Raw genomic sequence first — 23,446 nt, forward strand, 5'->3', positions numbered from 1 at the left:
TGCTACGAGGAGGTATTAAAAGGTGCATTTCGACAATGCATCTATTGTAGTATATTATTGCTTAATCCAAATGAATATTATAAATTTAGGAATTCTTGCTCACATTGATGCAGGAAAAACTTCCGTAACCGAGAATCTGCTGTTTGCCAGTGGAGCAACGGAAAAGTGCGGCCGTGTGGATAATGGTGACACCATAACAGACTCTATGGATATAGAGAAACGTAGAGGAATTACTGTTCGGGCTTCTACGACATCTATTATCAGGAATGGTGTGAAATGCAATATCATTGACACTCCGGGACACATGGATTTTATTGCGGAAGTGGAGCGGACATTCAAAATGCTTGATGGAGCAGTCCTCATCTTATCCGCAAAGGAAGGCATACAAGCGCAAACAAAGTTGCTGTTCAATACTTTACAAAAACTGCAAATCCCGACAATTATATTTATCAATAAAATTGACCGTGACGGTGTGAATTTAGAGCGTTTGTATCTGGATATAAAAACAAATCTGTCTCAAGATGTCCTGTTTATGCAAACTATTGTCGATGGATTGGTTTATCCGATTTGCTCCCAAACATATATAAAGGAAGAATACAAAGAATTTGTATGCAACCATGACGACAATATATTAGAACGATATTTGGCGGATAGCGAAATTTCACCGGCTGATTATTGGAATACGATAATCGATCTTGTGGCAAAAGCCAAAGTCTATCCGGTACTACATGGATCAGCAATGTTCAATATCGGTATCAATGAGTTGTTGGACGCCATCTCTTCTTTTATACTTCCTCCAGAATCAGTCTCAAACAGACTTTCAGCTTATCTCTATAAGATAGAGCATGACCCCAAAGGACATAAAAGAAGTTTTCTAAAAATAATTGACGGAAGTCTGAGACTTCGAGACATTGTAAGAATCAACGATTCGGAAAAATTCATCAAGATTAAAAATCTAAAGACTATTTATCAGGGCAGAGAGATAAATGTTGATGAAGTGGGGGCCAATGATATCGCGATTGTAGAAGATATGGAAGATTTTCGAATCGGAGATTATTTAGGTGCTAAACCTTGTTTGATTCAAGGGTTATCTCGTCAGCATCCCGCTCTCAAATCCTCCGTCCGGCCAGACAGGCCCGAAGAGAGAAGCAAGGTGATATCCGCTCTGAATACATTGTGGATTGAAGACCCGTCTTTGTCCTTTTCCATAAACTCATATAGTGATGAATTGGAAATCTCGTTATATGGTTTGACACAAAAGGAAATCATACAGACATTGCTGGAAGAACGATTTTCCGTCAAGGTCCATTTTGATGAGATCAAGACTATCTACAAAGAACGACCTATAAAAAAGGTGAATAAGATTATTCAGATCGAAGTGCCGCCCAACCCTTATTGGGCCACAATAGGGCTGACTATTGAACCCTTACCGTTAGGGACAGGGTTGCAAATCGAAAGTGACATCTCCTATGGTTATCTGAACCATTCTTTTCAAAATGCCGTTTTTGAAGGGATTCGTATGTCTTGCCAATCTGGTTTACATGGATGGGAAGTGACTGATCTGAAAGTAACTTTTACTCAAGCCGAGTATTATAGCCCGGTAAGTACACCTGCTGATTTCAGACAGCTGACCCCTTATGTCTTCAGGCTGGCCTTGCAACAGTCAGGTGTGGACATCCTCGAACCGATGCTCTATTTTGAGTTGCAGATACCCCAATCGGCAAGTTCCAAAGCTATTACAGATTTGCAAAAAATGATGTCTGAGATTGAAGACATCAGTTGCAATAATGAGTGGTGTCATATTAAAGGGAAAGTTCCATTAAATACAAGTAAAGACTACGCCTCAGAAGTAAGTTCATACACTAAGGGCTTAGGCGTTTTTATGGTTAAGCCATGCGGGTATCAAATAACAAAAGGCGATTATTCTGATAATATCCGTATGAACGAAAAAGATAAACTTTTATTCATGTTTCAAAAATCAATGTCATCAAAATAATGGAGCGGTCAGGAAATTTCTATAAGGCAATACGGTTGGGATATATACTTATCTCCATTCTTATCGGATGTATGGCATATAATAGCCTCTATGAATGGCAGGAGATAGAAGCATTAGAACTTGGCAATAAAAAAATAGACGAGCTCCGAAAAGAAATAAACAATATCAATATTCAAATGATAAAATTTTCTCTATTGGGTGAAACAATACTGGAATGGAACGATAAAGATATCGAGCATTACCATGCACGGCGTATGGCAATGGACAGTATGCTCTGCCGTTTCAAGGCCACCTATCCAGCAGAGCGCATCGATAGTGTGCGCAGTCTTTTAGAGGATAAGGAACGACAGATGTTCCAGATAGTCCGGTTAATGGATGAACAACAATCTATTAACAAGAAGATAGCCAATCAAATTCCGGTTATTGTGCAGAAAAGTGTGCAGGAACAGTCCAAAAAGCCAAAACGAAAAGGTTTCTTGAGCATCTTCGGCAAAAAAGAGGGAACGAAGCCAACGACAACAACGACTACGCTCCGTTCATCCAATAGAAACATGGTCAACGAACAGAAAGCGCAGAGCCGTCGATTGTCAGAACAAGCCGATAGTCTTGCTGCCCGTAATGCAGAACTTAACAGACAACTGCAAGGATTGATTTGCCAAATCGAAAAGAAGGTACAATCTGATTTACAAAATAGAGAAAGCGAGATAACAGCCATGCGTAAAAAATCATTTATGCAGATAGGCGGCTTGATGGGATTTGTTCTTTTGCTGTTGGTCATTTCCGATATCATCATACACCGTGATGCAAAGAACATTAAACGATACAAACGCAAGACAACGGATTTGATCGAGCAATTGGAACAGTCCGTGCAACAAAATGAGGTACTCATAACCTCCCGAAAGAAAGCGGTACATACTATTACCCATGAGTTGCGTACACCACTGACGGCAATAACCGGCTATACCGAACTTTTGCGGAAAGAATGCAATAGCGGTAATAATGGGCAATATATCCAAAATATACTGCAATCCTCCGACCGTATGCGGGATATGCTCAACACTTTGCTTGACTTCTTCCGCCTGGACAACGGCAAGGAACAGCCCCGTCTGTCACCCTGCCGGATTTCTGCAATCACGCACACACTTGAAACGGAGTTCATGCCTGTTGCCGTGAACAAAGGGTTGTCCTTGTCCGTGAAGACTGGACACGATGCCATTGTATTGACCGACAAAGAGCGAATAATACAAATCGGGAATAACCTGCTGTCAAACGCTGTCAAGTTCACAGAAGAAGGCGGTGTTTCTTTGATTACTGAATATGACAATGGAGTTCTGACACTGGTCGTTGAAGATACAGGTACAGGCATGACAGAAGAGGAACAGAAACAAGCGTTCGGTGCGTTTGAACGTCTATCAAATGCCGCCGCAAAGGAGGGTTTCGGGCTTGGGCTTGCCATAATGCGTAATATTGTGTCGATGCTTGGCGGAACAATCCGTTTGGACAGCAAGAAAGGGAAAGGCAGTCGTTTCACAGTTGAAATTTCTATGCAGGAAGCTGAAGAACAGCTTGGATATACAAGCAATACACCTGTTTATCATAACAATAAATTCCATGATGTTGTCGCCATTGACAATGATGAGGTATTACTTCTGATGCTGAAAGAGATGTATTCCCAAGAAGGAATACACTGCGACACTTGCACCGATGCTGCGGCACTGATGGAAATGATACGCCAGAAAGAATACAGCCTGTTGCTGACAGACTTGAATATGTCCGGTATAAACGGTTTCGAATTGCTGGAACTATTGCGTTCGTCCAACGTGGGCAATTCACCAACAATCCCGGTGGTTGTGGCAACCGCTTCGGGCAGTTGTAACAAAGGGGAACTATTGGCAAAAGGCTTTGCCGGATGCCTGTTCAAGCCGTTCTCCATATCGGAGTTGATGGAGGTTTCCGACAGGTGTGCCATAAAAGAAACACCGGACGGGAAACCGGATTTTTCAGCCTTGTTGTCCTACGGCAATGAAGCCGTTATGCTGGAAAAGTTGATGACGGAAACCGAAAAGGAGATGCAGACAATACGGGAAGCGGCAACAGAAAAAGACCTGCGAAAGTTAGATTCCCTGACACACCACCTGCGTAGCTCATGGGAGATACTCCGTGCTGACCAACCGTTGAGGGAACTTTACAGATTGCTTCATAGCGATGTAATCCCAGATGAAGAAGTGTTAAGCCATGCCGTGATCGCCGTGTTGAACAAGGGAGCGGAAATAATCCGGTTGGCAGAAGAGGAAAGGAGAAAATACGAAAATGGATAAGACAAAAATAATTGTGGTGGAAGACAACATCGTGTACTGCGAGTTTGTCTGCAACATGCTGTCACGGGAGGGCTACCGTACCGTGAAGGCTTACCACCTGTCAACAGCGAAGAAACATCTGCAACAGGCGACGGATAATGACATCGTGGTTGCCGACCTGCGCCTGCCTGACGGTAACGGCATAGACCTCTTGCGCTGGATGCGAAAGGAGGGAAAGATGCAACCTTTCATTATCATGACAGACTATGCCGAAGTGCATACCGCAGTGGAAAGCATGAAGCTCGGTTCGATAGACTATATCCCCAAACAACTTGTGGAGGATAAACTTGTCCCTCTTCTCCGTTCCATACAGAAAGAACGGCAGGCGGGACAATCCCGTATGCCCGTGTTCGCCCGTGAAGGTTCCGCCTTTCAGAAAATCATGCACCGCATAAGGCTGGTAGCAGCAACCGACATGAGCGTGATGATATTCGGAGAGAACGGCACGGGCAAGGAACATATCGCCCACCACCTGCACGACAAGAGCAAACGTACGGGCAAACCCTTCGTGGCGGTTGACTGCGGTTCACTCTCAAAAGAACTTGCGCCGTCGGCATTCTTCGGACACGTCAAGGGAGCGTTTACAGGTGCGGACAGCACCAAGAAAGGGTATTTCCATGAAGCGGAAGGCGGCACGTTGTTTCTGGACGAGGTGGGAAACCTCGCGTTGGAAACCCAACAGATGTTGCTCCGTGCCATACAAGAGAGGCGGTATCGCCCGGTTGGTGACAAATCGGACAGGAGTTTCAATGTCCGCATCATCGCCGCCACCAACGAGGATTTGGAAGTAGCGGTGAATGAAAAGCGTTTCCGACAGGATTTACTCTACCGCTTGCATGACTTCGTGATAACCGTGCCGCCTTTGCGTGACTGTAAGGAGGACATCATGCCGCTTGCGGAGTTCTTCCGCGAGATAGCCAACAAGGAACTGGAGTGTAATGTGAGCGGTTTCAGTTCCGAAGCCCGAAAAGCGTTACTGACCCACACATGGCCGGGCAACGTGCGGGAACTTCGGCAGAAAGTTATGGGTGCTGTATTGCAGGCGCAGGAAGGTGTTGTCATGAAAGAGCATCTGGAACTTGCCGTGACGAAACCGACCTCTACTGTCAGCTTCGCCTTGCGCAATGACGCGGAGGATAAGGAGCGGATATTGCGTGCGTTGAAACAGGCAAACGGCAACCGGAGTGTCGCCGCCGAACTGCTCGGAATAGGCAGGACAACACTATACAGCAAACTTGAAGAGTATGGACTTAAATATAAATTCAAGCAATCATAGCCTGTAATTCACTGAATTTGGCTATCTTTGCATAACATTTGAGAAAAACGGCGATTGGCAGGAGCTTTTCGCCGCCAACATATAGGATAAGACCGCAAGGCGTTTCAAGCGAAAATCTGGTAAATTGGAACTACGGAGACGATTGCGTGATGCTTATGCTATGCTTACGCATAGCGTGCATTCACGTACTCTCCGTAAAGGCTTTACCAGAGCCATCGCTTGAAGGTAGTGTGAATTGCACGCTACTTTTTTACCCTTGCCTAACGAAAAGAAACGATTATGGGTAAAGTTCAGATTCTCGCTGTACTGACGATGGACGGATGTCTTTCTTCAGAGTTATATGATAAAACACATCAGGATTTGTGCCTTGACCGTTGCGGTCTTGATGAAATCAGGAAGAAAGCCCTTTACCGTGTGACACCGGACTATTCCATTTCAATGCTGCACGAATGGAGAAAAGACGGCACAAACATCCGTTACCTCGCGGAAGCCACACCGGATACGGCAGATTATATAAACGGACTACTGCGTATGCACGCTGTGGATGAAATCATACTATACAACGTTCCTTTCATTTTAGGAAGTGGGCGGCATTTTTTCAAATCGGCTCTGCCAAAGCAACACTGGACGCTTTCCTCTGTGAAAAGCTATCCTAACGGTGTATGCCGAAGTATCTACACCCTTGACAAATAAGCAAGACAGCCAAAATGTACGGCAGTCATACAATTTTGTTTTCGGAAATAGAAGAAATGTTCTGATTATGAACAATTTAATCCCGTATAAATTCATTCCTTTGGAAAAATATTGAATTTTATACCACTGAATTCCAGCACCTTGAAAAAGCCGGTGCCGGATTTTTTGCTTTCTGACACATGTTTTGCCAATTATATTTATGTGCGCACGCAGAAAACAAAGTGTAATTTTCAAAATTGACAGAACCATGAATTATTTCTTGCTGGCGGAAACCGACTTCTTCCGCCTGATAAACGAAGCCGGTGACTGCAATATGGAAACGGCATATACGGCTTTCGCCACCCAAGTGATTGAACTGTGTAACGGCGGCATGGATGCGAACCTTACCATTATCGCGCTTGCTTACATCGAAATCGAGTTGCAGCACCATCCCGTGCGCAATCTATCAGAAGAAAGAAAAGAGATTGCCGCCTACATCAGCAAGGCCCTGTCTTTCATCAGGAAGATGCAAAAATTCCTTGCCACGCCCCAAGTGCCGCCACTAATATCCGCCAACAACGCAACTGAAAACACCGCCAGCCTCCTGCAATGGACGGGCAACGCCATAGACCTCGTGGAGCTTATCTACGGCATCGACGAGATGGGTTGTATCAACAACGGCAATATGCCGCTCAAACAGCTTGCCCCGCTTCTTTACAAGATATTCGGGGTTGAGTCGAAGGACTGCTACCGCTTCTACACCGATATCAAACGCCGGAAGAACGAAAGCCGCACCTACTTCCTTGACAGGATGCAGGAGAAACTGAATGAGAGGATGATGCGCGATGAGGAACTGGAAATAAAAAGACGGTAAGTATTTCTATACCTTTTCATCGTTTGAATGAAAAATCGGCTTATTTTTTGTCGTTACATAAAAAAGTCTTATCTTTGCATCTACAATTAAGAAGACATGCGGTTCTGACCGTGTTCAACGATAACAGTACCCGTTTGGCATACCGTAAGATCTGCCGGCGGGTCATTCTTTTTTATAACGGTATGGCAAATAAGGAATCACGTTCCATTGATGAACAAATAGAACTGCTCAAACAAAGAGGAATGCTTGTCGGCGATGAAGGTTTCGCTGCCCGACATTTGGCTCATATCAGCTACTATCGTTTGAAGGGATATTGGTGGGACATGCAGTCCGATAGAGCCAATCATCTGTTTCAGCCGGATTCCAAACTGGAAGATGTAATCACACGCTATTATTTCGACAAGGAACTGCGCCTTATTTTATTTGATGCCATCGAAACAATAGAAATCACGCTACGCACAAAGATGATTTATCATCTTTCACAATCCTACGGAGGGCTGTGGTATCGTGACCCGAGATTGTTTGCTGATGTCGCTTTTCACACACAGCACCTCAAAGAACTGATAGAAGAATTCTTACGGAGCAATGAGATTTTTGTGAAAGACTACAGGCGCAAGCACCTTGTGACTGATGCAAGCGGTGAAAAGACGCTTGACGAACACCCGGATGCGTGGATTATATTTGAAGTGGCCACATTCGGCACACTTTCCAAGATATACAAGAACCTTAACCACCAACTGCCCGAAAAATCAGCAATAGCCAATGATATGGGGCTGAATCTACACAATGAACTTTCGGGATGGCTTGAAGCCATTTCATATATGCGCAACATAATCGCGCACCATTCCAGAATATGGAGTCGGAACATGGTCAAACGGCCTTGTGAAATTCATAATCCGCGAATGACATGGCTTTCCCGTCCATTGACCGAGGTACAGCAGAAAAAACCGTTCTATGTGATTACGGCAATGTTATATCTCTGCAATGCCATAGACGAGGGGCATACGTTCAAAGAGAAACTGCTGGCATTGTTTGAGGAGTATGCGGATGTGCCCATCTACAAGATAGGCTTCTTCAACCGCTGGAAAGAAGAGCCGATTTGGAAATGAAAAAAGTGCCTGTTTACAGGTGCGGAAAAACAAAAAGAGAAGCAATACAATAAACCTCCTGGGCGCATCGTAAGACAGCATACTTGGGAGGCGTTCTTCATTTTAAGAGGTGACGGAGATATTTTCCGCCACCTCTGTTTTTTTATTTCTACTGCAACAGGTGCTTCAGGTTGTCATCGCCTGCGATGCGTTCCAGTTCATCCTGCACAATCTGCTTCACCTCTTCCTTGATGCGCCGGTAGTTCGCCTGCACCGTATCCTTCATGCGGTCGTTTCCGTCCTCGTCCGTGAAATCGGTAATGACAGGTATTTTCTTGTAGGCACTTTCCTCCCGCTTCACCTTCTCGGCATCCACCACAATCTCGCAGTGGAAAATCTTCTGCTCGATGCGCTCGTTGAAGTTGTCGGACACCGAACCGACAAACATACCCTGCGTAAGCCCGGAAATCTTGCTCGGCGGGATAAGCGCGTCCATCTGCGTGTTGATGGAGGTGGAAACATCCTGCCGGTTGATGGAGATAGACTGCCGTTTCTGCAACACCTTCCCGAACCGCTCCGATAGTGTCTTTGCCGTTTCTCCTACCACCTGCCCGGAGAAAATGTTACCGACCGTATTCATCACGACTTTTGCTTCCTTATCGCCGTAGTCGCGCACTAACTGGCTGAAATCCTGAAAGCCCAGACACACGGCAACCTTGTTGCTTCGGGCGGTAGCTATAAGATTGTCCAACCCTTTGAAGTATATCGTGGGCAGCTCGTCGATGATGACCGACGACTTCAGCATCCCCTTCTTGTTGATGAGTTTCACGATACGGGAGTTATACAGACCGAGAGCCGCCCCGTAAATGTTCTGACGGTCGGGATTGTTGCCCACGCATAGGATTTTCGGCTCTTCGGGATTGTTGATGTCCAGCGTAAATTCGCTGTCCGACATCACCCAGTAGAGCTGCGGGGAAATCATCCTCGAAAGCGGAATTTTTGCCGACGCTATCTGCCCCATGAGCTGCTCCGCAGCCCCTCCGAGCCAAGCATCCATGAACGGGGAAAGGTAATTCTCCAGTTCGGGATAGGAAGTCAGTATCGGAAAAATATCCTCGTAACGGCGGTTCAAAAACTCGATGGCATGGGGAAACGTGCAGTATTTCCCGTTCTGATAGATTTTGAGATACCAGATAATACTGGCAAACAGAATGATAGGTGACTCCACGAAGAAGTCGCCCTGCTTTTGCACCCACGTTTTATTGAGGTTGAGCATTATCGTGTAGGCACTCTCGTAAGCGTCCGTAATATCCTCCATGAAATCCGGGTGTATGGGATTGCAACGGTGTGAGCGTCGCGGGTCGTCGAAATTGATCACATAGAATTTCGGCTTCACCTTGTAGCCCTCCGGGTGGTTCAGCAAATGGTTGTAGGCTATGGTGGACAAGTCACTGAATTTGAAGTCGTACACATACATTGAGAAGCCCTTTTCAATCTGTTGCTTGATAAAGCTGTTCACCACTGCGTAGGATTTGCCGCTGCCCGGCGTACCCAACACGATGGACGCACGGAAGGGATTCACCACATTGATCCAGCCGTTGTTCCAACGCTTTTTGTAATAGAAGCGTGTGGGCAGATTGACCGAATACTCGCTTTCGATGAGCCTTGTTTCCTGCATGAAACTCTCGTTCTCATTGTTGAAAACATCCTCCATCAGATTGTGTTTCAACAGACGGCTCATCCACAGACCGCCCATCAAAAGGCAGACATAGCCTGTACCGATGGTAATGATATACAGCCCCGTCACCGCTTCGACCGGCAACGGCAGAGCCAGTATCCACCAGTTCAGGAAAAACAGCACGGACCCGATGGCGAGTGCCGTCCATATTTTTCTCCAAGTGATTTTCTCTCCCTTGACACCCTTCGTACCCAGACAGGACAGGGCAAGCAGCAGGACGGCAAACAGCTTCGTGTACAGTATGGAATGGAACAGCCCCGCCGTGCGGTCGAAGTTCATCAGGATTTTGTCCACCACACCGATGTTCACGCCCCACAGCCGGATGGCTTCGTAGCAGAACCAGTACACGTTCATGACCACTAAAATGATACTCACGGCACGCAGAAAATCCATGATTTTCGCCAATGCCCTCAAATCGTCTTCTTGTTGTGACATACATTGATTTTTTAATTGTTGATACTCCGATTACATACCCAAGCCCTTGCGCTTTTTCTTCTTTTTGCGCTTCATCGCCCGGATGAAAGCCTCTTCCTCGGCATCTACCGCCGGACCTTCGGGAGTGAGCAAGCCCATTCCGCCCGATACGTCTTCACGGTCGTATGCGGTCTGCCCGTGCGCCTTGTCCGCAGCATCCACAGGGATGGATAGCGGTATCGGCGGCTGTCCTGCGTATGGCAGGGTAAAATGTTCCTGCAAGGCATTCGCCGAAAGCTCCTTGCCCATGCGTGAGCCGTTCAGCACGCACCCCGTGCGGTGGTCGATGAAAGTAGCCCCGTAGATGCGCCCTTCCTCCGTATGGCGCAACACGGTGTCGATGCCTTTCTCTTTGAGCAGGGACACAAACCTGTCCTTGTCATAAGTGCCTTGCAGCACGGAAAGGACGGTGCGTTTCGTCATGTCGGCGAGTTTCCTGTCCTTAATCTCAAGCTTGGAACGGGCAAACTTATTCTGCACGGCTTCATAGCCTGCGGACTTCCCGAAAAGCGAGGACTTGAACGGGTTGCCGACCTTGTTGCCCTTGTCGTCCGTGACGGAATAGACCAGCCCGTGATATTCCCGTCCGCGCACGTTACCCCTCGCTTCCTCCACCGTCATATTATATAAGGAAAGGAGCGCACGGTATTCGCCCATCGTCTGGAAACGGTACTGCCCGTTCAGAGCCTTCAGGGTATTGCCTACCTGCTTCTTCACATCGCCTGCCGATACGTCCACTTTACATAGCGGCGTGTCAAGACGGCGGTTCCTGCGCTCCGCATCGTGCAGCCCGTATTTCCTTTCAAGCTCACGAGTAATCTGCTTGCTGCGGTAGTAGTTGTTCTTGTCGCTGATACATTTCCCGTTCTCATCCACCCGCACCGTCACAATGTGCAGATGGTGACGGTCGATGTCCTCGTGCTTGAATACAAGATAAGGCTGGTTGCCAAAACCGAGCTTTTCCAGATACTCGCGGGCGATGTCCTGCAATTCCGCATCGGTCAGCACATCCTCCGGGTGCGGGTTGAGCGAGATATGCACCACCGGTTTCTCCACTTTCATCTGCGGTGGCAGGAAGGTGTGGAAGCCCTCCATCGCCTTGCCGATGTCCACCTTCCCCGAACCGTCATTATAGATGCGGTTGGTGGTGAGAAGCCGCCCCTGTGCCTCGTTAATCTTCTCCCCGTTGTAGGCAATCGCGCCGTACAACGAGCTGCCTACACTGATTTTTGCGACCATTTCGCCTCCATTTGAGTTTCACTCTTCTTCAAACGCGACTCGGCAGAGTCCAAACAAGTTTGGCTCTGCTCTCGCTGCTCTTTCAGCTCCCTTGACAGTTCCACAATCTGACGGCTCAGTTTCACGAGTTCGACGGTGTGTTGCTCCAATTTATAGAGCAACGCCATCGCCTTTTTCTCTGAAAAATGCAGCCTCAGTTCCTTCACGACTTGGTTGTAATTCGTACCTACGGCGCGGAACTGCGCATGAAAATCCGACAGCTTGGTGTAATAGTCCACCAACGTCTTGTCCACCTTCAGCACCTTGAACGGCTGTCCGAAGAAGTGCGCTTTGAGGAAAACCGACCGCGCATAGACACCCGATTTTCCGAACATGGCGAGGAAACGGTTGTGTTCCTCCTCGTTGAAACGGACGGTGTACCGGTACACCGCCGGATCAAGTTTGGGATTTCTCCCTGCTTTGCTTTTCCTTTTCTCTTTCATATTACTTTGGATTTAGCGGATTGACGGCATAAGCCGCCGCTTCGGGTCACGGCACCGCAGTTCTGAAAGGCTTCCCGACTTCGGAGGGAAAGCCCGCCCCCTGCAAGGGCAAGGCGTTTTCCGGGATGCTCAAAATATTTTGAGCGGCTGAAAACATACCTTGCTATGTTCAGGTGAACATAAAAATCCGTCAGGGGACGGATTGGGAAAATACCTTTCAGGACTCCGGGCCGCGCGCCATCGGCGAACCCTGCCGTCCGGGTGCAAAGTTACGCTCTTAAAGCGGTAACGAACAGATACTTGACCCGGCCAATGGCTGCCAACCGGCGCAACATGCCGCCACTTGCTTGGGAAGTGATACAAGTTCAAAAATATACTTGTTTATTTGCAGCATGATTCAAGAAACTAACGGTTTGAAGATATGAGGAAAGGAATATTCAAATACCCGGACAACCGCTTCGGCGGACACTTGCCGAAACGGATACCCGAACCGTCGGAAACCCGGTTGTCCGACAATTCGGTGACGCATGGATTCAATGACTTCATGACGCAGTGTCGTCATTCATCACTTGTCCGCCGCACCGCTTCACCGCAGAACCGGATACGCGGTGACCCGCCCGTGTGCCTGTTCACGGAAACGGATAATGCGGTAATTCAATTCGCATGTAAACAGAAAACAAAATCATCAACAATTAAACTGAATAGAACCATGAGTAAGGAAATCTTCGTTGCATTCGCAACACAGAAAGGTGGCATCGGCAAATCCACCGTCACGGCACTCGCCGCCAGCTACCTGCACAACGTGAAAGGCTACAATGTCGCCGTCGTGGACTGCGACGACCCGCAGCACAGCATCCACGGCCTGCGCGAACATGAGACGGCACTCATCGGCAGGAGCATCTACTTCAAGGCTCTCGCGTGCGACCATTTCCGCAAGATAAAGAAGAACGCCTATCCGGTCATCAAGAGCAACGCGGTGAACGCCCTCGACGATGCGGAAAGGATGATCGCCGCCGAGGTCGTGAAGCCCGACGTGGTTTTCTTCGACATGCCGGGGACACTCCGGAGCAACGGCGTGATAAAGACGCTCTCGCAGATGGACTACATCTTCACGCCCCTGAGTGCCGACCGCTTTGTCGTGGAAAGTACCCTGAAATTCGTCACGATGTTCCGCGACAGGCTGATGACAACCGGGCAAGCGAAAACAAAGGGGCTGCATCTGTTCTGGACGATGGTGGACGGCAGGGAGAGGAACGACCTGTACGGCATCTACGAGGAAGTGATAGCCGAAATGGGCTTCCCGGTGCTTTCCACCCGCCTGCCCGACAGCAAGAAGTTCCGCCGCGACCTTTCGGAAGAGCGCAAGAGCGTTTTCCGCTCCACCATCTTCCCGATGGACACGGCACTGCTGAAAGGGAGCGGCATCCGTGAGTTTTCCGAAGAGATAAGCGACATCATCAGACCGCAGTGAGCATGGGCAGCAGGAAAGTAAACACGGAAGGCATCGACGAGGAACTGCTGTTGGCATCTATCGGGCGGCGCACACAGGACGGGACACTACGCCCGGCGCAGGAAGACCCCGCAGCCGTACCGACCGGAGAGGACACCGCCGCACCGGAGCCGCCACCGGCTCAACCCGTGACACGGGAGAGAGCGCAGAGGGAAGGCGGCCGCCGGAAAAGGCAGGACGAGGACTATAACGAGCTGTTCCTGCGCCGCAACGAGATAAAGACCCGCCAGTGTGTCTATATCAGCCGCGACGTACACGGCAAGATCCTCAAAATCGTGAACGACATCGCCGGAGGGGAAATCTCTGTGGGCGGCTATGTGGATACCGTGCTGCGCCAGCATCTGGAACAGCACAAGGAGAGAATCAACGAACTGTACAAGAAACAACGTGAAGATCTGATTTGAAAATGGAAAAAGAAATGACACCGAATGAAAAAAGACCGCAGCAGGACTGCGGAGGCATGCTTGCCCAAGTGCAGGCGAGCGTGGAAATACTGTCGCCCGTCCCGGTGAGCGGCAAATGCTGCGAGAAGGACTATGAACGTCTATTCATCCGCGACCCGGAAGTAAAGGCGCGGGAGGGCAAGATGGCGTATGTGCGTCCGGAGTACCACGAGCGTATCATGCGCATCACCCGTGTAATCGGGCATGATAGGCTTACACTGTCCGCCTACATCGACCATGTGCTGACGCACCACTTCAACCAGTGCGAGGACGCTATAAAGAGCCTTTACGCCCGGAATTACAATTCAGTATTCTAACTAAAACCGGAAGTATATGAATGAAACAATCAGCATGACAGACATTCTGCTGGCGGTATCGGTCGGCTGCAACCTATGGTTCCTGTTCCTGCTCCTTTACGAGCGCATCATGGACATGCGGCTTGTCCGCTTCTTCAAGGGCATCGCCGGATTATGGCGGTCGTTGGACAGGAATGGGCCAAAGAGCGTAGCGGCACATGAGGAAGTTTCCACGGCAAAGGGGGACATCATCGGCAAGAGCCGTTTCAAAATGGCATCCACCCGGACAATCGCTGCCATACCGGCGCAAGAAGCCGCCACTTTGGAAAAAGGCATTGAGCTGTCGGAGGAAGAGGCTACTTTTGACGACGGAAACACGGAAACCGCGTCCCGCCCGGCGCAAGTCCCGGAGGAAAAGCTCGATGAGACCTTCACGAGCATGCCGCCGGAGGAACTGGGATACGGGGAGGACGAACCGGATGAAGACGCTTCGGACACGCCACGGGCTTCGGGCAGCAGCTTTGACGAGATTGACGACGCCTGCAAGACCGCCATGAACCCGGACGCGACACAGGCGGAACGTGAAAAGGCGGCGAAGGTGTTCACCGACATGGAAGGCACGGAGCTGTACGAGAAAATGATGGAAGGCTCTTCGGAGATAGGCATCCGCATCAAGGGGCTTATCGAGATCCGGCTGAAGAAACCCGAAAAGGAGTTCATCGTGCCGGACAACATCGAGGATTTCGACATCCGAAACTATGTATGACAACTGAAAAAGGAATGGACATGAAATAGTGACATCAACCCACGCGGCAAGGAAACGCAAGGCGTATCCCGTCCGCAACGGACACGCCCACGTCTGTGGAAACAAACGGGCATCCACTAAAACCAAAGTAAAGTAACAGAGTAACAACCGCCCGACAAAGGACTATCCACCCTTTCGACGGCAAAAAACAAGGACAATTCATGAACAAGAACATCTTGAAAAACAGAAAAGCAATCCTATCCGCGGCACTTTTCATCGCCGCAACCGCCTCCGCTTTCGCGCAAGGAAACGGCATCGCGGGCATCAACGAAGCCACCTCTATGGTGAGTTCGTATTTCGACCCCGGAACTAAACTGATATACGCCATCGGCGCGGTCGTCGGGCTTATCGGGGGCGTGAAAGTGTACGGAAAATTCTCATCGGGTGACCCCGACACCTCAAAAACAGCAGCAAGCTGGTTCGGCGCGTGTATCTTCCTGATTGTAGCCGCCACCATCCTGCGCTCATTCTTCCTTTAATGTAATAATGTATGGCTGAATACCCGGTAAACAAGGGTATCGGCCGTCCGGTAGAGTTCAAGGGCTTGAAGGCACAGTACCTCTTCATTTTCTGCGGAGGTCTGCTGGCTCTCTTCGTCCTGTTCGTCATCCTCTACATGGTCGGTATCGACCAGTGGATATGTATCGGCTTCGGCGCGGCATCGTCCTCCCTCCTTGTGTGGCAGACCTTCGCGCTGAACGCCCGGTACGGCGAACACGGGCTGATGAAATTGGGAGCGTCACGGAGCCATCCCCGATACCTTATCAACCGGCGGCGGATAACCCGTCTGTTCAAACGACAACGAAAGGAAGAAACGACATGAGGAATACATCAAAAATGACAACACTGGAAAACAAGTTTCCCCTGCTTGCGGTGGAGCATGGCTGCATCATCTCAAAGGACGCCGACATCACGGTGGCTTTCGAGGTGGAGCTGCCGGAGCTTTACACCGTGACGGGCGCGGAGTACGAGGCGATACACGGCTGCTGGTGCAAGGCAATCAAGGTGCTGCCGGACTACTCCGTCGTTCACAAGCAGGACTGGTTTATCAAGGAACGCTACAAGCCGGAGCTTCAGAAGGACGACATGAGTTTCCTCTCACGGAGCTTCGAGCGTCACTTCAACGAGCGTCCGTACCTGAAACACACCTGCTACCTCTACCTGACCAAGACGACGAAGGAGCGTAGCCGGATGCAGAGCAACTTCAGCACGCTGTGCCGAGGGCACATCATCCCGAAAGAGCTGGACAGGGAAACCACGACCAAGTTCATGGAAGCCTGCGAACAGTTCGAGCGTATCATGAACGACAGCGGGCTTGTCAGGTTGCGCCGCCTCTCCACCGACGAGATTGTGGGGACGGAGGGTAAGGCGGGGCTGGTAGAACGCTACTTCTCGCTCATGCCGGAAGGTGACATCACCTTGCAGGACATCGAACTTTCGGCAAGGGAGATGCGCATCGGCGACAACCGCCTGTGTCTGCACACCCTCTCCGACGCGGAAGACCTGCCGGGCAAGGTGGCTACCGACACCCGTTACGAGAAGCTCTCCACCGACCGGAGCGACTGCCGCCTCTCCTTCGCCTCCCCGGTGGGGCTGCTGCTCTCCTGCAACCATATCTACAACCAGTATGTGCTGATAAATAACAGCGAGGAAGCCTTGCAGAAGTTCGAGAAGTCCGCCCGTAACATGCAGTCGCTCTCACGCTATTCAAGGAGCAACAGCATCAACCGCGAGTGGATAGACCAATACCTGAACGAAGCCCGGTCCTACGGGCTGACCTCGGTACGGGCGCACTTCAACGTCATGGCGTGGAGCGACGACGCGGAGGAACTGAAGCACATAAGGAACGACGTGGGCAGCCAGCTGGCAAGCATGGAGTGCGTGCCGCGCCACAACACCATCGACTGCCCTACACTCTACTGGGCGGCGATACCCGGCAATGCGGCGGACTTCCCGGCGGAAGAGAGTTTCCACACTTTCATCGAACAGGCGGTGTGCCTGTTCACGGAGGAAACCAACTACCGCAGCTCGCTCTCGCCCTTCGGCATCAAGATGGTGGACAGGCTCACAGGGAAACCGCTGCACCTCGACATCAGCGACCTTCCGATGAAGCGGGGTATCACGACCAACCGCAACAAGTTCGTGCTGGGTCCTTCGGGCAGCGGCAAGTCGTTCTTCATGAACCACCTCGTGCGCCAATATTATGAGCAAGGCGCACATGTGGTATTGGTGGACACGGGAAACTCCTATCAGGGCTTGTGCGGCATGATCCGGCGCAAGACAGGCGGAGTGGACGGCGTGTATTTCACCTACACGGAAGAGAAGCCCATATCATTCAACCCGTTCTACACCGATGATTACATCTTCGATGTGGAGAAGAAGGACAGCATCAAGACCCTGCTTCTTACGCTCTGGAAATCGGAGGACGACAAGGTGACGAAGACGGAGAGCGGCGAACTGGGCAGTGCCGTGAGTGCCTACATCGAGCGTATCCAATCCGACCGTAGCATCGTGCCGTCGTTCAACACTTTCTACGAGTATATGCGCGACGACTACCGCACGGAACTGGCGCAGCGCGACATCAAGGTGGAGAAGTCCGACTTCAACATCGACAACATGCTCACCACCATGCGGCAGTATTACCGGGGCGGACGTTACGACTTCCTGCTCAACTCCACGGAGAACATCGATCTGCTCGGCAAGCGGTTCATCGTCTTCGAGATTGACAGTATAAAAGAGAACCGCGAACTGTTCCCCGTCGTGACTATCATCATCATGGAAGCCTTCATCAACAAGATGCGGCGGCTGAAAGGGGTGCGGAAACAGCTTATCGTGGAGGAGGCTTGGAAGGCCCTCTCTTCGGCAAACATGGCTGAATACCTACGTTATATGTACAAGACGGTCAGAAAATATTACGGCGAGGCAATCGTGGTGACGCAGGAGGTGGACGACATCATCAGTTCTCCGGTGGTCAAGGAGAGCATCATCAACAACTCCGACTGCAAGATACTTCTCGACCAGCGCAAGTATATGAACAAGTTCGACCAGATACAGGCGTTGCTCGGACTGACGGAAAAGGAGAAGTCGCAGATACTCTCCATCAACATGGCGAACAACCCTTCACGGCTCTACAAGGAGGTGTGGATAGGCTTGGGTGGCACACAATCGGCGGTCTATGCCACCGAGGTCAGTGCAGAAGAGTATCTGGCGTACACTACCGAAGAAACGGAAAAAGTGGAGGTTTACCGTCTGGCGGAGAAGCTGGGCGGTGACATCGAAGCCGCCATCCGGCAGCTTGCCGAAAGGCGGAGGAACAAGGAATAACTAAAACAGAATGTATCAACAAAAAAAGGAAAACGCATATGAATTTACCAAAAGTGAAAATGCTGCAAGTCAGCAAGTGTCTGATCGGATTGGCGGTCATGATGCTGCAATCCTGCGACGTGGCCGACAACCGCCGTGATATGCTGTGCGGGAACTGGGAGAGCGTGGAGGGGAAGCCCGACGTGCTTATCTACAAGGAGGGCGAAGCCTACAAGGTGACGGTGTTCCGCCGGAGCGGTCTGCGCCGCAAGCTGAAACCGGAAACCTATCTCTTGCAGGAGAAAACCGGCAACCTGTTCATGAACACCGGCTTCCGCATCGACGTGTCCTATAACGAGGCCACGGACGTGCTGACCTTCTCGCCGGGCGGCGACTATGTGCGGGTGAAACCGCAGCCGGGACACCCGACAGAAGAATAACAACCACTAAAATCCAAAGTAACATGAGAACAAGAATAACAATGATTATCTGCCTGTGCCTGCTTTTCGCAGGCAGGGCAAGCGCACAGTGGGTCGTAAGCGATCCGGGCAATCTGGCGCAGGGTATCATCAATGCCTCCAAAAACATCATCCATACCTCCAAGACTGCCACGAACATGGTGAGCAACTTTCAGGAAACGGTGAAAATCTATCAGCAGGGCAAAAAGTATTACGATGCTCTCAAATCGGTGAACAATCTCGTCAAGGACGCCCGCAAGGTGCAGCAGACCATCCTGATGGTAGGCGACATCACCGACATTTATGTAAACAGTTTCCAAAGGATGCTCCGTGATGGAAATTTCAGACCAGAAGAGCTGTCGGCAATCGCTTTCGGTTACACGAAACTGCTGGAAGAGAGCAACGAAGTATTGACGGAACTGAAGAATGTGGTGAACATCACCACGCTCTCCATGACCGACAAGGAGCGCATGGACGTGGTGGAACGCTGCCACTCGAAGATGAAGCGTTACCGCAACCTCGTAAGTTACTACACGAACAAGAACATCTCCGTGAGCTACCTGCGTGCGAAAAAGAAGAACGACCTCGACCGCATCATGGGGCTGTACGGAAACATGAACGAAAGATACTGGTAGCCTATGAATTTCGACAACCTTCACCAGATTCTACGTTCGCTTTACGAGCAGATGATGCCGTTGTGCGGAGACATGGCGGGTGTGGCGAAAGGCATCGCCGGACTGGGTGCGCTGTTCTACGTCGCCTACCGGGTATGGCAGTCGCTGGCGAGAGCCGAACCGATAGACGTATTCCCGATGCTCCGTCCTTTTGCCATCGGTCTGTGCATCATGTTCTTCCCGACTGTGGTGCTGGGCACGATAAACAGCATCCTCTCACCCGTCGTACAGGGCACGGCAAAGATGCTGGAGGCGGAAACGCTGGACATGAACACCTACCGCCAGCAGAAGGACAAATTGGAATACGAGGCGATGATGCGCAACCCCGAAACCGCCTACCTCGTGTCCAACGAGGAGTTTGACAAGCAGCTGGAGGAACTCGGCTGGTCGCCCTCCGACATGGTGACGATGGCGGGGATGTATATCGACCGGGGAATGTACAACATGAAGAAAAACATCCGCGACTTCTTCCGCGAGATACTGGAATTGCTGTTCCAAGCCGCCGCCCTCGTGATAGACACCGTCCGAACCTTCTTCCTCGTGGTGCTGGCGATACTCGGTCCGATAGCCTTCGCCATATCGGTGTGGGACGGTTTCCAAAGCACGCTCACGCAGTGGATATGCCGCTACATACAGGTATATCTGTGGCTGCCGGTGTCGGACATGTTCAGCACCATACTGGCGAAGATACAGGTGCTGATGCTGCAAAGCGACATCGAGCGGATGCAGGCAGACCCGAACTTCTCGCTGGATTCGAGCGACGGGGTGTACATCGTGTTCCTCTGCATCGGCATCATCGGCTACTTCACCATTCCCACCGTTGCCGGCTGGATTATCCAAGCCGGAGGCATGGGCGGTTACGGTCGCAACGTGAACCAGATGGCGGGACGTGCCGGAGGAATGGCGGGCAGTGTTGCCGGAGCTGCGACAGGCAATATGATGGGACGTGCCGGCAAATTGCTGAAATAACAATCATGTAGAATCATTGAAACAGAATTAAGAATGGAATTTAAGTCACTCAGAAACATCGAATCATCGTTCAGGCAGCTACGCCTGTTCGGTATCGTCTTCCTCTCGCTGTGCGCTGTGGTGACGGTGTGGAGCGTGTGGAACTCCTACCGTTTCGCAGAGAAGCAACGGGAGAAAATCTATGTGCTGGACAACGGCAAGTCGCTGATGCTGGCTCTCTCTCAGGATTTATCGCAGAACCGCCCGGCGGAAGCACGGGAGCATGTGCGCCGCTTCCACGAGCTTTTCTTCACGCTGTCACCTGAAAAAAGCGCGATTGAACACAACGTAAAACGTGCCCTGCTGCTGGCGGACAAGAGCGTGTACCACTATTATTCGGACTTCGCGGAGAAGGGGTACTACAACCGCATCATCGCCGGGAACATCAACCAAGTGCTGAAAGTGGACAGCGTGGTGTGCGACTTCAACGCCTATCCCTACCGTGCCGTGACCTACGCCACGCAGAAAATCATCCGGCAAAGCAACGTCACCGAGCGCAGCCTCGTGACCACCTGCCGCCTGCTGAACGCATCGCGGTCGGACGACAACCCAAACGGTTTCACCATCGAGGGGTTCACCATCATCGAGAACAAGGATTTACAGACAATCAAACGGTAACAGGACATGAAAAGTATCAGAAAATCAATGTGGGGCATGTATTGGAAACTCCACGACAAACGGAAACGGCTGGTGGCAAGGCTCAAAGGGTATCTGGACGGTTTGCCGCCGGAAACACGCCGCCGCATCGTGCTGGGGATGCTCGCCGCCTTCGCGATGCTTGCCCTCTACACCTTCGGCAGAGCCGTCTATGACATCGGCAGAAACGACGGCTCACGTATGGATACGGGACATGCCGGACGGGTGGAACTACCGACCCCGGTGGAAACTGACAATCACTTAACACCTTATTTATATGGAACAGACGAAGAATGAATCAACGAAAGAGAACAAAGCCGCTCCCGACGCGGGAAAGCCGAAAAAGGAGCGCGAACCGCTGACAGAGGCGCAGCGGCTGAAACGGCAGAAGATGATAGTCCTGCCTGCTATGGTGCTGGTCTTCATCGGGGCGATGTGGTTGATATTCGCCCCTTCCTCCGGCAAGGAACAACCGCCGGGAACGGACGGCTACAACACCGAGATGCCAGACGCGGACAAGGCGAACCGGCAGATTATCGGCGACAAGCTGAAAGCCTACGAGCATGGGGAGATGGAAGAGCGGCTGGAGAGCCGCAACCGTGCCATCGGGCAGCTGGGCGACATGTTCGACCGCGAGATAGCGGGAACGGAGGACGGTACGGACTTCGACCTCGCCAATCCGGGCGGCAAGGAAGAAAGGGCAAAGCCTGCCACGCCGCAAACCATCCAATCCTCCGCAGCCGCCTACCGTGACCTGAACGCCACCCTCGGCAACTTTTACGAACAGCCGAAGAATGACAATGCGGAGATGGATGTGCTATTGGAGCGCATCGCCTCGTTGGAATCGGAACTGGAAAGTGAAAAAGGCAGGACTTCATCTATAGACGAACAGGTGGCACTTATGGAGAAGTCCTATGAGCTGGCGGCAAAGTACATGGGCGGTCAGAACGGTGGGAAGCCGGAACAGGCGGCAGAGCCTGCCACCGTGCAGAAGGGAAAGAAGAACACGGCGACACCCGTAAGGCAAGTGACCCGCCAAGTCGTTTCCTCCCTTGCACAGCCCATGAGCAACGCGGAGTTTGTCGCCACTTTCTCACAGGAACGCAACCGGGGTTTCAACACGGCTGTCGGCACGGCGGAGGTATCGGACAGGAACACCATCCCGGCGTGTGTGCATGAGGCGCAGAGCGTGACGGACGGGCAGACGGTAAGGCTTCGCCTGCTGGAGCCTATGGCGGTGGCGGGCAGGACAATCCCACGGGGTGCGGTGGTGGTCGGCACGGGCAAGATACAGGGTGAACGACTCGACATCGGGATCACCTCGCTGGAATACGACGGCACGATTATCCCCGTGGAGCTTGCGGTCTATGACACGGACGGACAGCCCGGCATCTTCATCCCGAACTCGATGGAGATGAACGCCGTCCGAGAGGTCGCCGCCAACATGGGAGGTTCGTTGGGTAGCAGCATCAATATCTCCACCAATGCCGGGGCGCAGCTCGCCTCCGACTTGGGCAAGGGGCTGATACAAGGAACGAGCCAGTACATCGCGGGGAAGATGCGCACCGTCAAGGTGCATCTGAAAGCCGGGTACAGGGTCATGCTTTACCAAGAAAAAGATTGAAATCAATAAAAAAATTACCACTAAAATCCAAAAGTAATGAGAAAAGTAATCATCATGTTTGCCCTCGCTATGGGCATCGCAACTGCCAACGCGCAGGAGAATGTAACCGTTGAAACGACCAACGGAAGTGAACAGCCGACCTTGACGAAGGAGGTCTATCCGCAGAAGGAGGCGGACGGAGACCTGTATCACGGTCTGTCGCGCAAGCTGACCTTCGACCGCATGATACCGCCGCACGGTCTGGAAGTGACCTACGACAAGACCGTCCACGTCATTTTTCCGGCGGAGGTGCGCTATGTCGATTTAGGCTCGCCCGACCTGATTGCCGGGAAAGCCGACGGAGCGGAGAACGTCATCCGCGTGAAGGCTACCGTAAGGAATTTTCCCAACGAAACGAATATGTCCGTCATCACGGAGGACGGCAGTTTCTACACCTTCAGTGCGCCCGTAGTGGCAGTTTAGTAAATATCTCTGTGGCAAGAGATTAGGTTAG

At 51.0% G+C, this 23,446-nt stretch carries 22 protein-coding genes and 1 pseudogene; 20 read left to right on the top strand and 3 right to left on the bottom strand.

What is annotated here, in order from left to right; genetic code table 11:
- Positions 1–70 precede the first annotated feature (70 nt).
- The 6 genes from tet(Q) to JHU38_RS02130 all read left to right on the top strand — a co-directional run bounded on the left by tet(Q) (position 71) and on the right by JHU38_RS02130 (position 8,284).
- Entirely contained in the window at positions 71–1,996 is a 1,926-nt protein-coding gene (tet(Q), locus tag JHU38_RS02105; protein ID WP_004371707.1) for a tetracycline resistance ribosomal protection protein Tet(Q), read from the top strand.
- On the top strand, positions 1,996–4,314 hold the full coding sequence (locus tag JHU38_RS02110) for a hybrid sensor histidine kinase/response regulator (protein WP_004371708.1): 2,319 nt from the start codon (positions 1,996–1,998) through the stop codon (positions 4,312–4,314). The genes tet(Q) and JHU38_RS02110 overlap by 1 nt, the downstream gene beginning before the upstream one ends.
- A complete protein-coding gene (locus JHU38_RS02115) occupies positions 4,307–5,629 on the top strand; it encodes a sigma-54-dependent transcriptional regulator (RefSeq protein WP_004371709.1) in 1,323 nt (440 codons plus the stop codon). Before JHU38_RS02110 ends, JHU38_RS02115 begins: the two co-directional genes overlap by 8 nt.
- Positions 5,630–5,908: 279 nt before the next feature.
- Entirely contained in the window at positions 5,909–6,322 is a 414-nt protein-coding gene (locus tag JHU38_RS02120) for a dihydrofolate reductase family protein (RefSeq protein ID WP_004371710.1), read from the top strand.
- A gap of 247 nt (positions 6,323–6,569) precedes the next feature.
- Positions 6,570–7,175, top strand: coding sequence for an RteC domain-containing protein (locus JHU38_RS02125; protein WP_008125994.1), 606 nt, complete (start codon positions 6,570–6,572; stop codon positions 7,173–7,175).
- Positions 7,176–7,357: 182 nt separating this feature from the next.
- Positions 7,358–8,284: an Abi family protein gene (locus JHU38_RS02130; RefSeq protein ID WP_004371713.1), complete on the top strand. Its 927-nt coding sequence runs from the start codon at positions 7,358–7,360 to the stop codon at positions 8,282–8,284.
- Positions 8,285–8,432: 148 nt separating this feature from the next.
- On the opposite strand, the gene mobC is transcribed toward JHU38_RS02130, so the two are convergent.
- From mobC to mobA, 3 genes are read right to left on the bottom strand one after another with little or no spacing between them, the layout of a single operon-like run.
- Complete coding sequence (mobC, locus tag JHU38_RS02135; RefSeq protein ID WP_004371714.1) at positions 8,433–10,436, bottom strand: conjugal transfer protein MobC; 2,004 nt, start codon at positions 10,434–10,436, stop codon at positions 8,433–8,435.
- Positions 10,437–10,466: 30 nt separating this feature from the next.
- Positions 10,467–11,714 (bottom strand): conjugal transfer protein MobB, encoded by a 1,248-nt coding sequence (gene mobB / locus JHU38_RS02140; protein ID WP_008125997.1) that lies wholly within the window; start codon positions 11,712–11,714, stop codon positions 10,467–10,469.
- Complete coding sequence (gene mobA, locus JHU38_RS02145; protein WP_004371716.1) at positions 11,693–12,196, bottom strand: conjugal transfer protein MobA; 504 nt, start codon at positions 12,194–12,196, stop codon at positions 11,693–11,695. The genes mobB and mobA overlap by 22 nt, the downstream gene beginning before the upstream one ends.
- A 421-nt stretch (positions 12,197–12,617) precedes the next feature.
- On the opposite strand from mobA, the gene JHU38_RS02150 reads away from it, so the two are divergent.
- The 14 genes and pseudogenes from JHU38_RS02150 to JHU38_RS02215 all read left to right on the top strand — a co-directional run.
- Entirely contained in the window at positions 12,618–13,667 is a 1,050-nt protein-coding gene (locus tag JHU38_RS02150; protein WP_081040383.1) for a ParA family protein, read from the top strand.
- 2 nt (positions 13,668–13,669) lie between these two features.
- Positions 13,670–14,110, top strand: a complete 441-nt coding sequence (locus tag JHU38_RS02155; protein ID WP_004371718.1) for a DUF3408 domain-containing protein — start codon at positions 13,670–13,672, stop codon at positions 14,108–14,110.
- A 2-nt stretch (positions 14,111–14,112) separates the two neighbouring features.
- Positions 14,113–14,466: a DUF3408 domain-containing protein gene (locus tag JHU38_RS02160; RefSeq protein ID WP_004371719.1), complete on the top strand. Its 354-nt coding sequence runs from the start codon at positions 14,113–14,115 to the stop codon at positions 14,464–14,466.
- A gap of 16 nt (positions 14,467–14,482) precedes the next feature.
- A complete protein-coding gene (locus JHU38_RS02165) occupies positions 14,483–15,211 on the top strand; it encodes a hypothetical protein (RefSeq protein WP_004371720.1) in 729 nt (242 codons plus the stop codon).
- A 200-nt stretch (positions 15,212–15,411) separates the two neighbouring features.
- A complete protein-coding gene (locus JHU38_RS02170; protein WP_004371721.1) occupies positions 15,412–15,729 on the top strand; it encodes a DUF4134 domain-containing protein in 318 nt (105 codons plus the stop codon).
- A gap of 11 nt (positions 15,730–15,740) precedes the next feature.
- A complete protein-coding gene (locus JHU38_RS02175; protein ID WP_004371722.1) occupies positions 15,741–16,073 on the top strand; it encodes a DUF4133 domain-containing protein in 333 nt (110 codons plus the stop codon).
- Complete coding sequence (locus JHU38_RS02180) at positions 16,070–18,574, top strand: TraG family conjugative transposon ATPase (protein WP_004371723.1); 2,505 nt, start codon at positions 16,070–16,072, stop codon at positions 18,572–18,574. The genes JHU38_RS02175 and JHU38_RS02180 overlap by 4 nt, the downstream gene beginning before the upstream one ends.
- A 38-nt stretch (positions 18,575–18,612) precedes the next feature.
- Complete coding sequence (locus tag JHU38_RS02185) at positions 18,613–18,993, top strand: DUF3876 domain-containing protein (protein ID WP_004371724.1); 381 nt, start codon at positions 18,613–18,615, stop codon at positions 18,991–18,993.
- 23 nt (positions 18,994–19,016) lie between these two features.
- On the top strand, positions 19,017–19,646 hold the full coding sequence (locus JHU38_RS02190) for a DUF4141 domain-containing protein (protein ID WP_025072698.1): 630 nt from the start codon (positions 19,017–19,019) through the stop codon (positions 19,644–19,646).
- A 3-nt stretch (positions 19,647–19,649) separates the two neighbouring features.
- Positions 19,650–20,654, top strand: coding sequence for a conjugative transposon protein TraJ (traJ, locus tag JHU38_RS02195; protein WP_004371726.1), 1,005 nt, complete (start codon positions 19,650–19,652; stop codon positions 20,652–20,654).
- A gap of 33 nt (positions 20,655–20,687) precedes the next feature.
- Complete coding sequence (traK, locus tag JHU38_RS02200; protein ID WP_004371727.1) at positions 20,688–21,311, top strand: conjugative transposon protein TraK; 624 nt, start codon at positions 20,688–20,690, stop codon at positions 21,309–21,311.
- Between the two features lie 27 nt (positions 21,312–21,338).
- The gene (locus tag JHU38_RS02205) at positions 21,339–21,626 is read left to right on the top strand and encodes a TraL conjugative transposon family protein (protein ID WP_174362025.1); all 288 of its coding nucleotides are present in this window, start codon (positions 21,339–21,341) and stop codon (positions 21,624–21,626) included.
- Entirely contained in the window at positions 21,607–22,953 is a 1,347-nt protein-coding gene (gene traM / locus JHU38_RS02210; protein ID WP_004371729.1) for a conjugative transposon protein TraM, read from the top strand. Before JHU38_RS02205 ends, traM begins: the two co-directional genes overlap by 20 nt.
- A 36-nt stretch (positions 22,954–22,989) precedes the next feature.
- Positions 22,990–23,409, top strand: a pseudogene (locus JHU38_RS02215) (DUF4138 domain-containing protein); the annotation flags it as partial.
- Between the last annotated feature and the right edge of the window lie 37 nt (positions 23,410–23,446).

Origin of the sequence: Prevotella illustrans, from assembly GCF_017426725.1 — a bacterium.
In the GTDB taxonomy this organism is placed as follows: domain Bacteria; phylum Bacteroidota; class Bacteroidia; order Bacteroidales; family Bacteroidaceae; genus Prevotella; species Prevotella illustrans.

What these genes read in the sequence shown, in the direction of transcription:
- JHU38_RS02110 (WP_004371708.1), top strand. Translation starts at nt 1,996, where the DNA reads ATGGAGCGGTCAGGAAATTTCTATAAGGCAATACGGTTGGGATATATA.
- JHU38_RS02115 (WP_004371709.1), top strand. Translation starts at nt 4,307, where the DNA reads ATGGATAAGACAAAAATAATTGTGGTGGAAGACAACATCGTGTACTGC.
- JHU38_RS02120 (WP_004371710.1), top strand. Translation starts at nt 5,909, where the DNA reads ATGGGTAAAGTTCAGATTCTCGCTGTACTGACGATGGACGGATGTCTT.
- JHU38_RS02125 (WP_008125994.1), top strand. Translation starts at nt 6,570, where the DNA reads ATGAATTATTTCTTGCTGGCGGAAACCGACTTCTTCCGCCTGATAAAC.
- JHU38_RS02130 (WP_004371713.1), top strand. Translation starts at nt 7,358, where the DNA reads ATGGCAAATAAGGAATCACGTTCCATTGATGAACAAATAGAACTGCTC.
- mobC (WP_004371714.1), bottom strand. Translation starts at nt 10,436, where the DNA reads ATGTCACAACAAGAAGACGATTTGAGGGCATTGGCGAAAATCATGGAT.
- mobB (WP_008125997.1), bottom strand. Translation starts at nt 11,714, where the DNA reads ATGGTCGCAAAAATCAGTGTAGGCAGCTCGTTGTACGGCGCGATTGCC.
- mobA (WP_004371716.1), bottom strand. Translation starts at nt 12,196, where the DNA reads ATGAAAGAGAAAAGGAAAAGCAAAGCAGGGAGAAATCCCAAACTTGAT.
- JHU38_RS02150 (WP_081040383.1), top strand. Translation starts at nt 12,618, where the DNA reads ATGAGGAAAGGAATATTCAAATACCCGGACAACCGCTTCGGCGGACAC.
- JHU38_RS02155 (WP_004371718.1), top strand. Translation starts at nt 13,670, where the DNA reads ATGGGCAGCAGGAAAGTAAACACGGAAGGCATCGACGAGGAACTGCTG.
- JHU38_RS02160 (WP_004371719.1), top strand. Translation starts at nt 14,113, where the DNA reads ATGGAAAAAGAAATGACACCGAATGAAAAAAGACCGCAGCAGGACTGC.
- JHU38_RS02165 (WP_004371720.1), top strand. Translation starts at nt 14,483, where the DNA reads ATGAATGAAACAATCAGCATGACAGACATTCTGCTGGCGGTATCGGTC.
- JHU38_RS02170 (WP_004371721.1), top strand. Translation starts at nt 15,412, where the DNA reads ATGAACAAGAACATCTTGAAAAACAGAAAAGCAATCCTATCCGCGGCA.
- JHU38_RS02175 (WP_004371722.1), top strand. Translation starts at nt 15,741, where the DNA reads ATGGCTGAATACCCGGTAAACAAGGGTATCGGCCGTCCGGTAGAGTTC.
- JHU38_RS02180 (WP_004371723.1), top strand. Translation starts at nt 16,070, where the DNA reads ATGAGGAATACATCAAAAATGACAACACTGGAAAACAAGTTTCCCCTG.
- JHU38_RS02185 (WP_004371724.1), top strand. Translation starts at nt 18,613, where the DNA reads ATGAATTTACCAAAAGTGAAAATGCTGCAAGTCAGCAAGTGTCTGATC.
- JHU38_RS02190 (WP_025072698.1), top strand. Translation starts at nt 19,017, where the DNA reads ATGAGAACAAGAATAACAATGATTATCTGCCTGTGCCTGCTTTTCGCA.
- traJ (WP_004371726.1), top strand. Translation starts at nt 19,650, where the DNA reads ATGAATTTCGACAACCTTCACCAGATTCTACGTTCGCTTTACGAGCAG.
- traK (WP_004371727.1), top strand. Translation starts at nt 20,688, where the DNA reads ATGGAATTTAAGTCACTCAGAAACATCGAATCATCGTTCAGGCAGCTA.
- JHU38_RS02205 (WP_174362025.1), top strand. Translation starts at nt 21,339, where the DNA reads ATGTGGGGCATGTATTGGAAACTCCACGACAAACGGAAACGGCTGGTG.
- traM (WP_004371729.1), top strand. Translation starts at nt 21,607, where the DNA reads ATGGAACAGACGAAGAATGAATCAACGAAAGAGAACAAAGCCGCTCCC.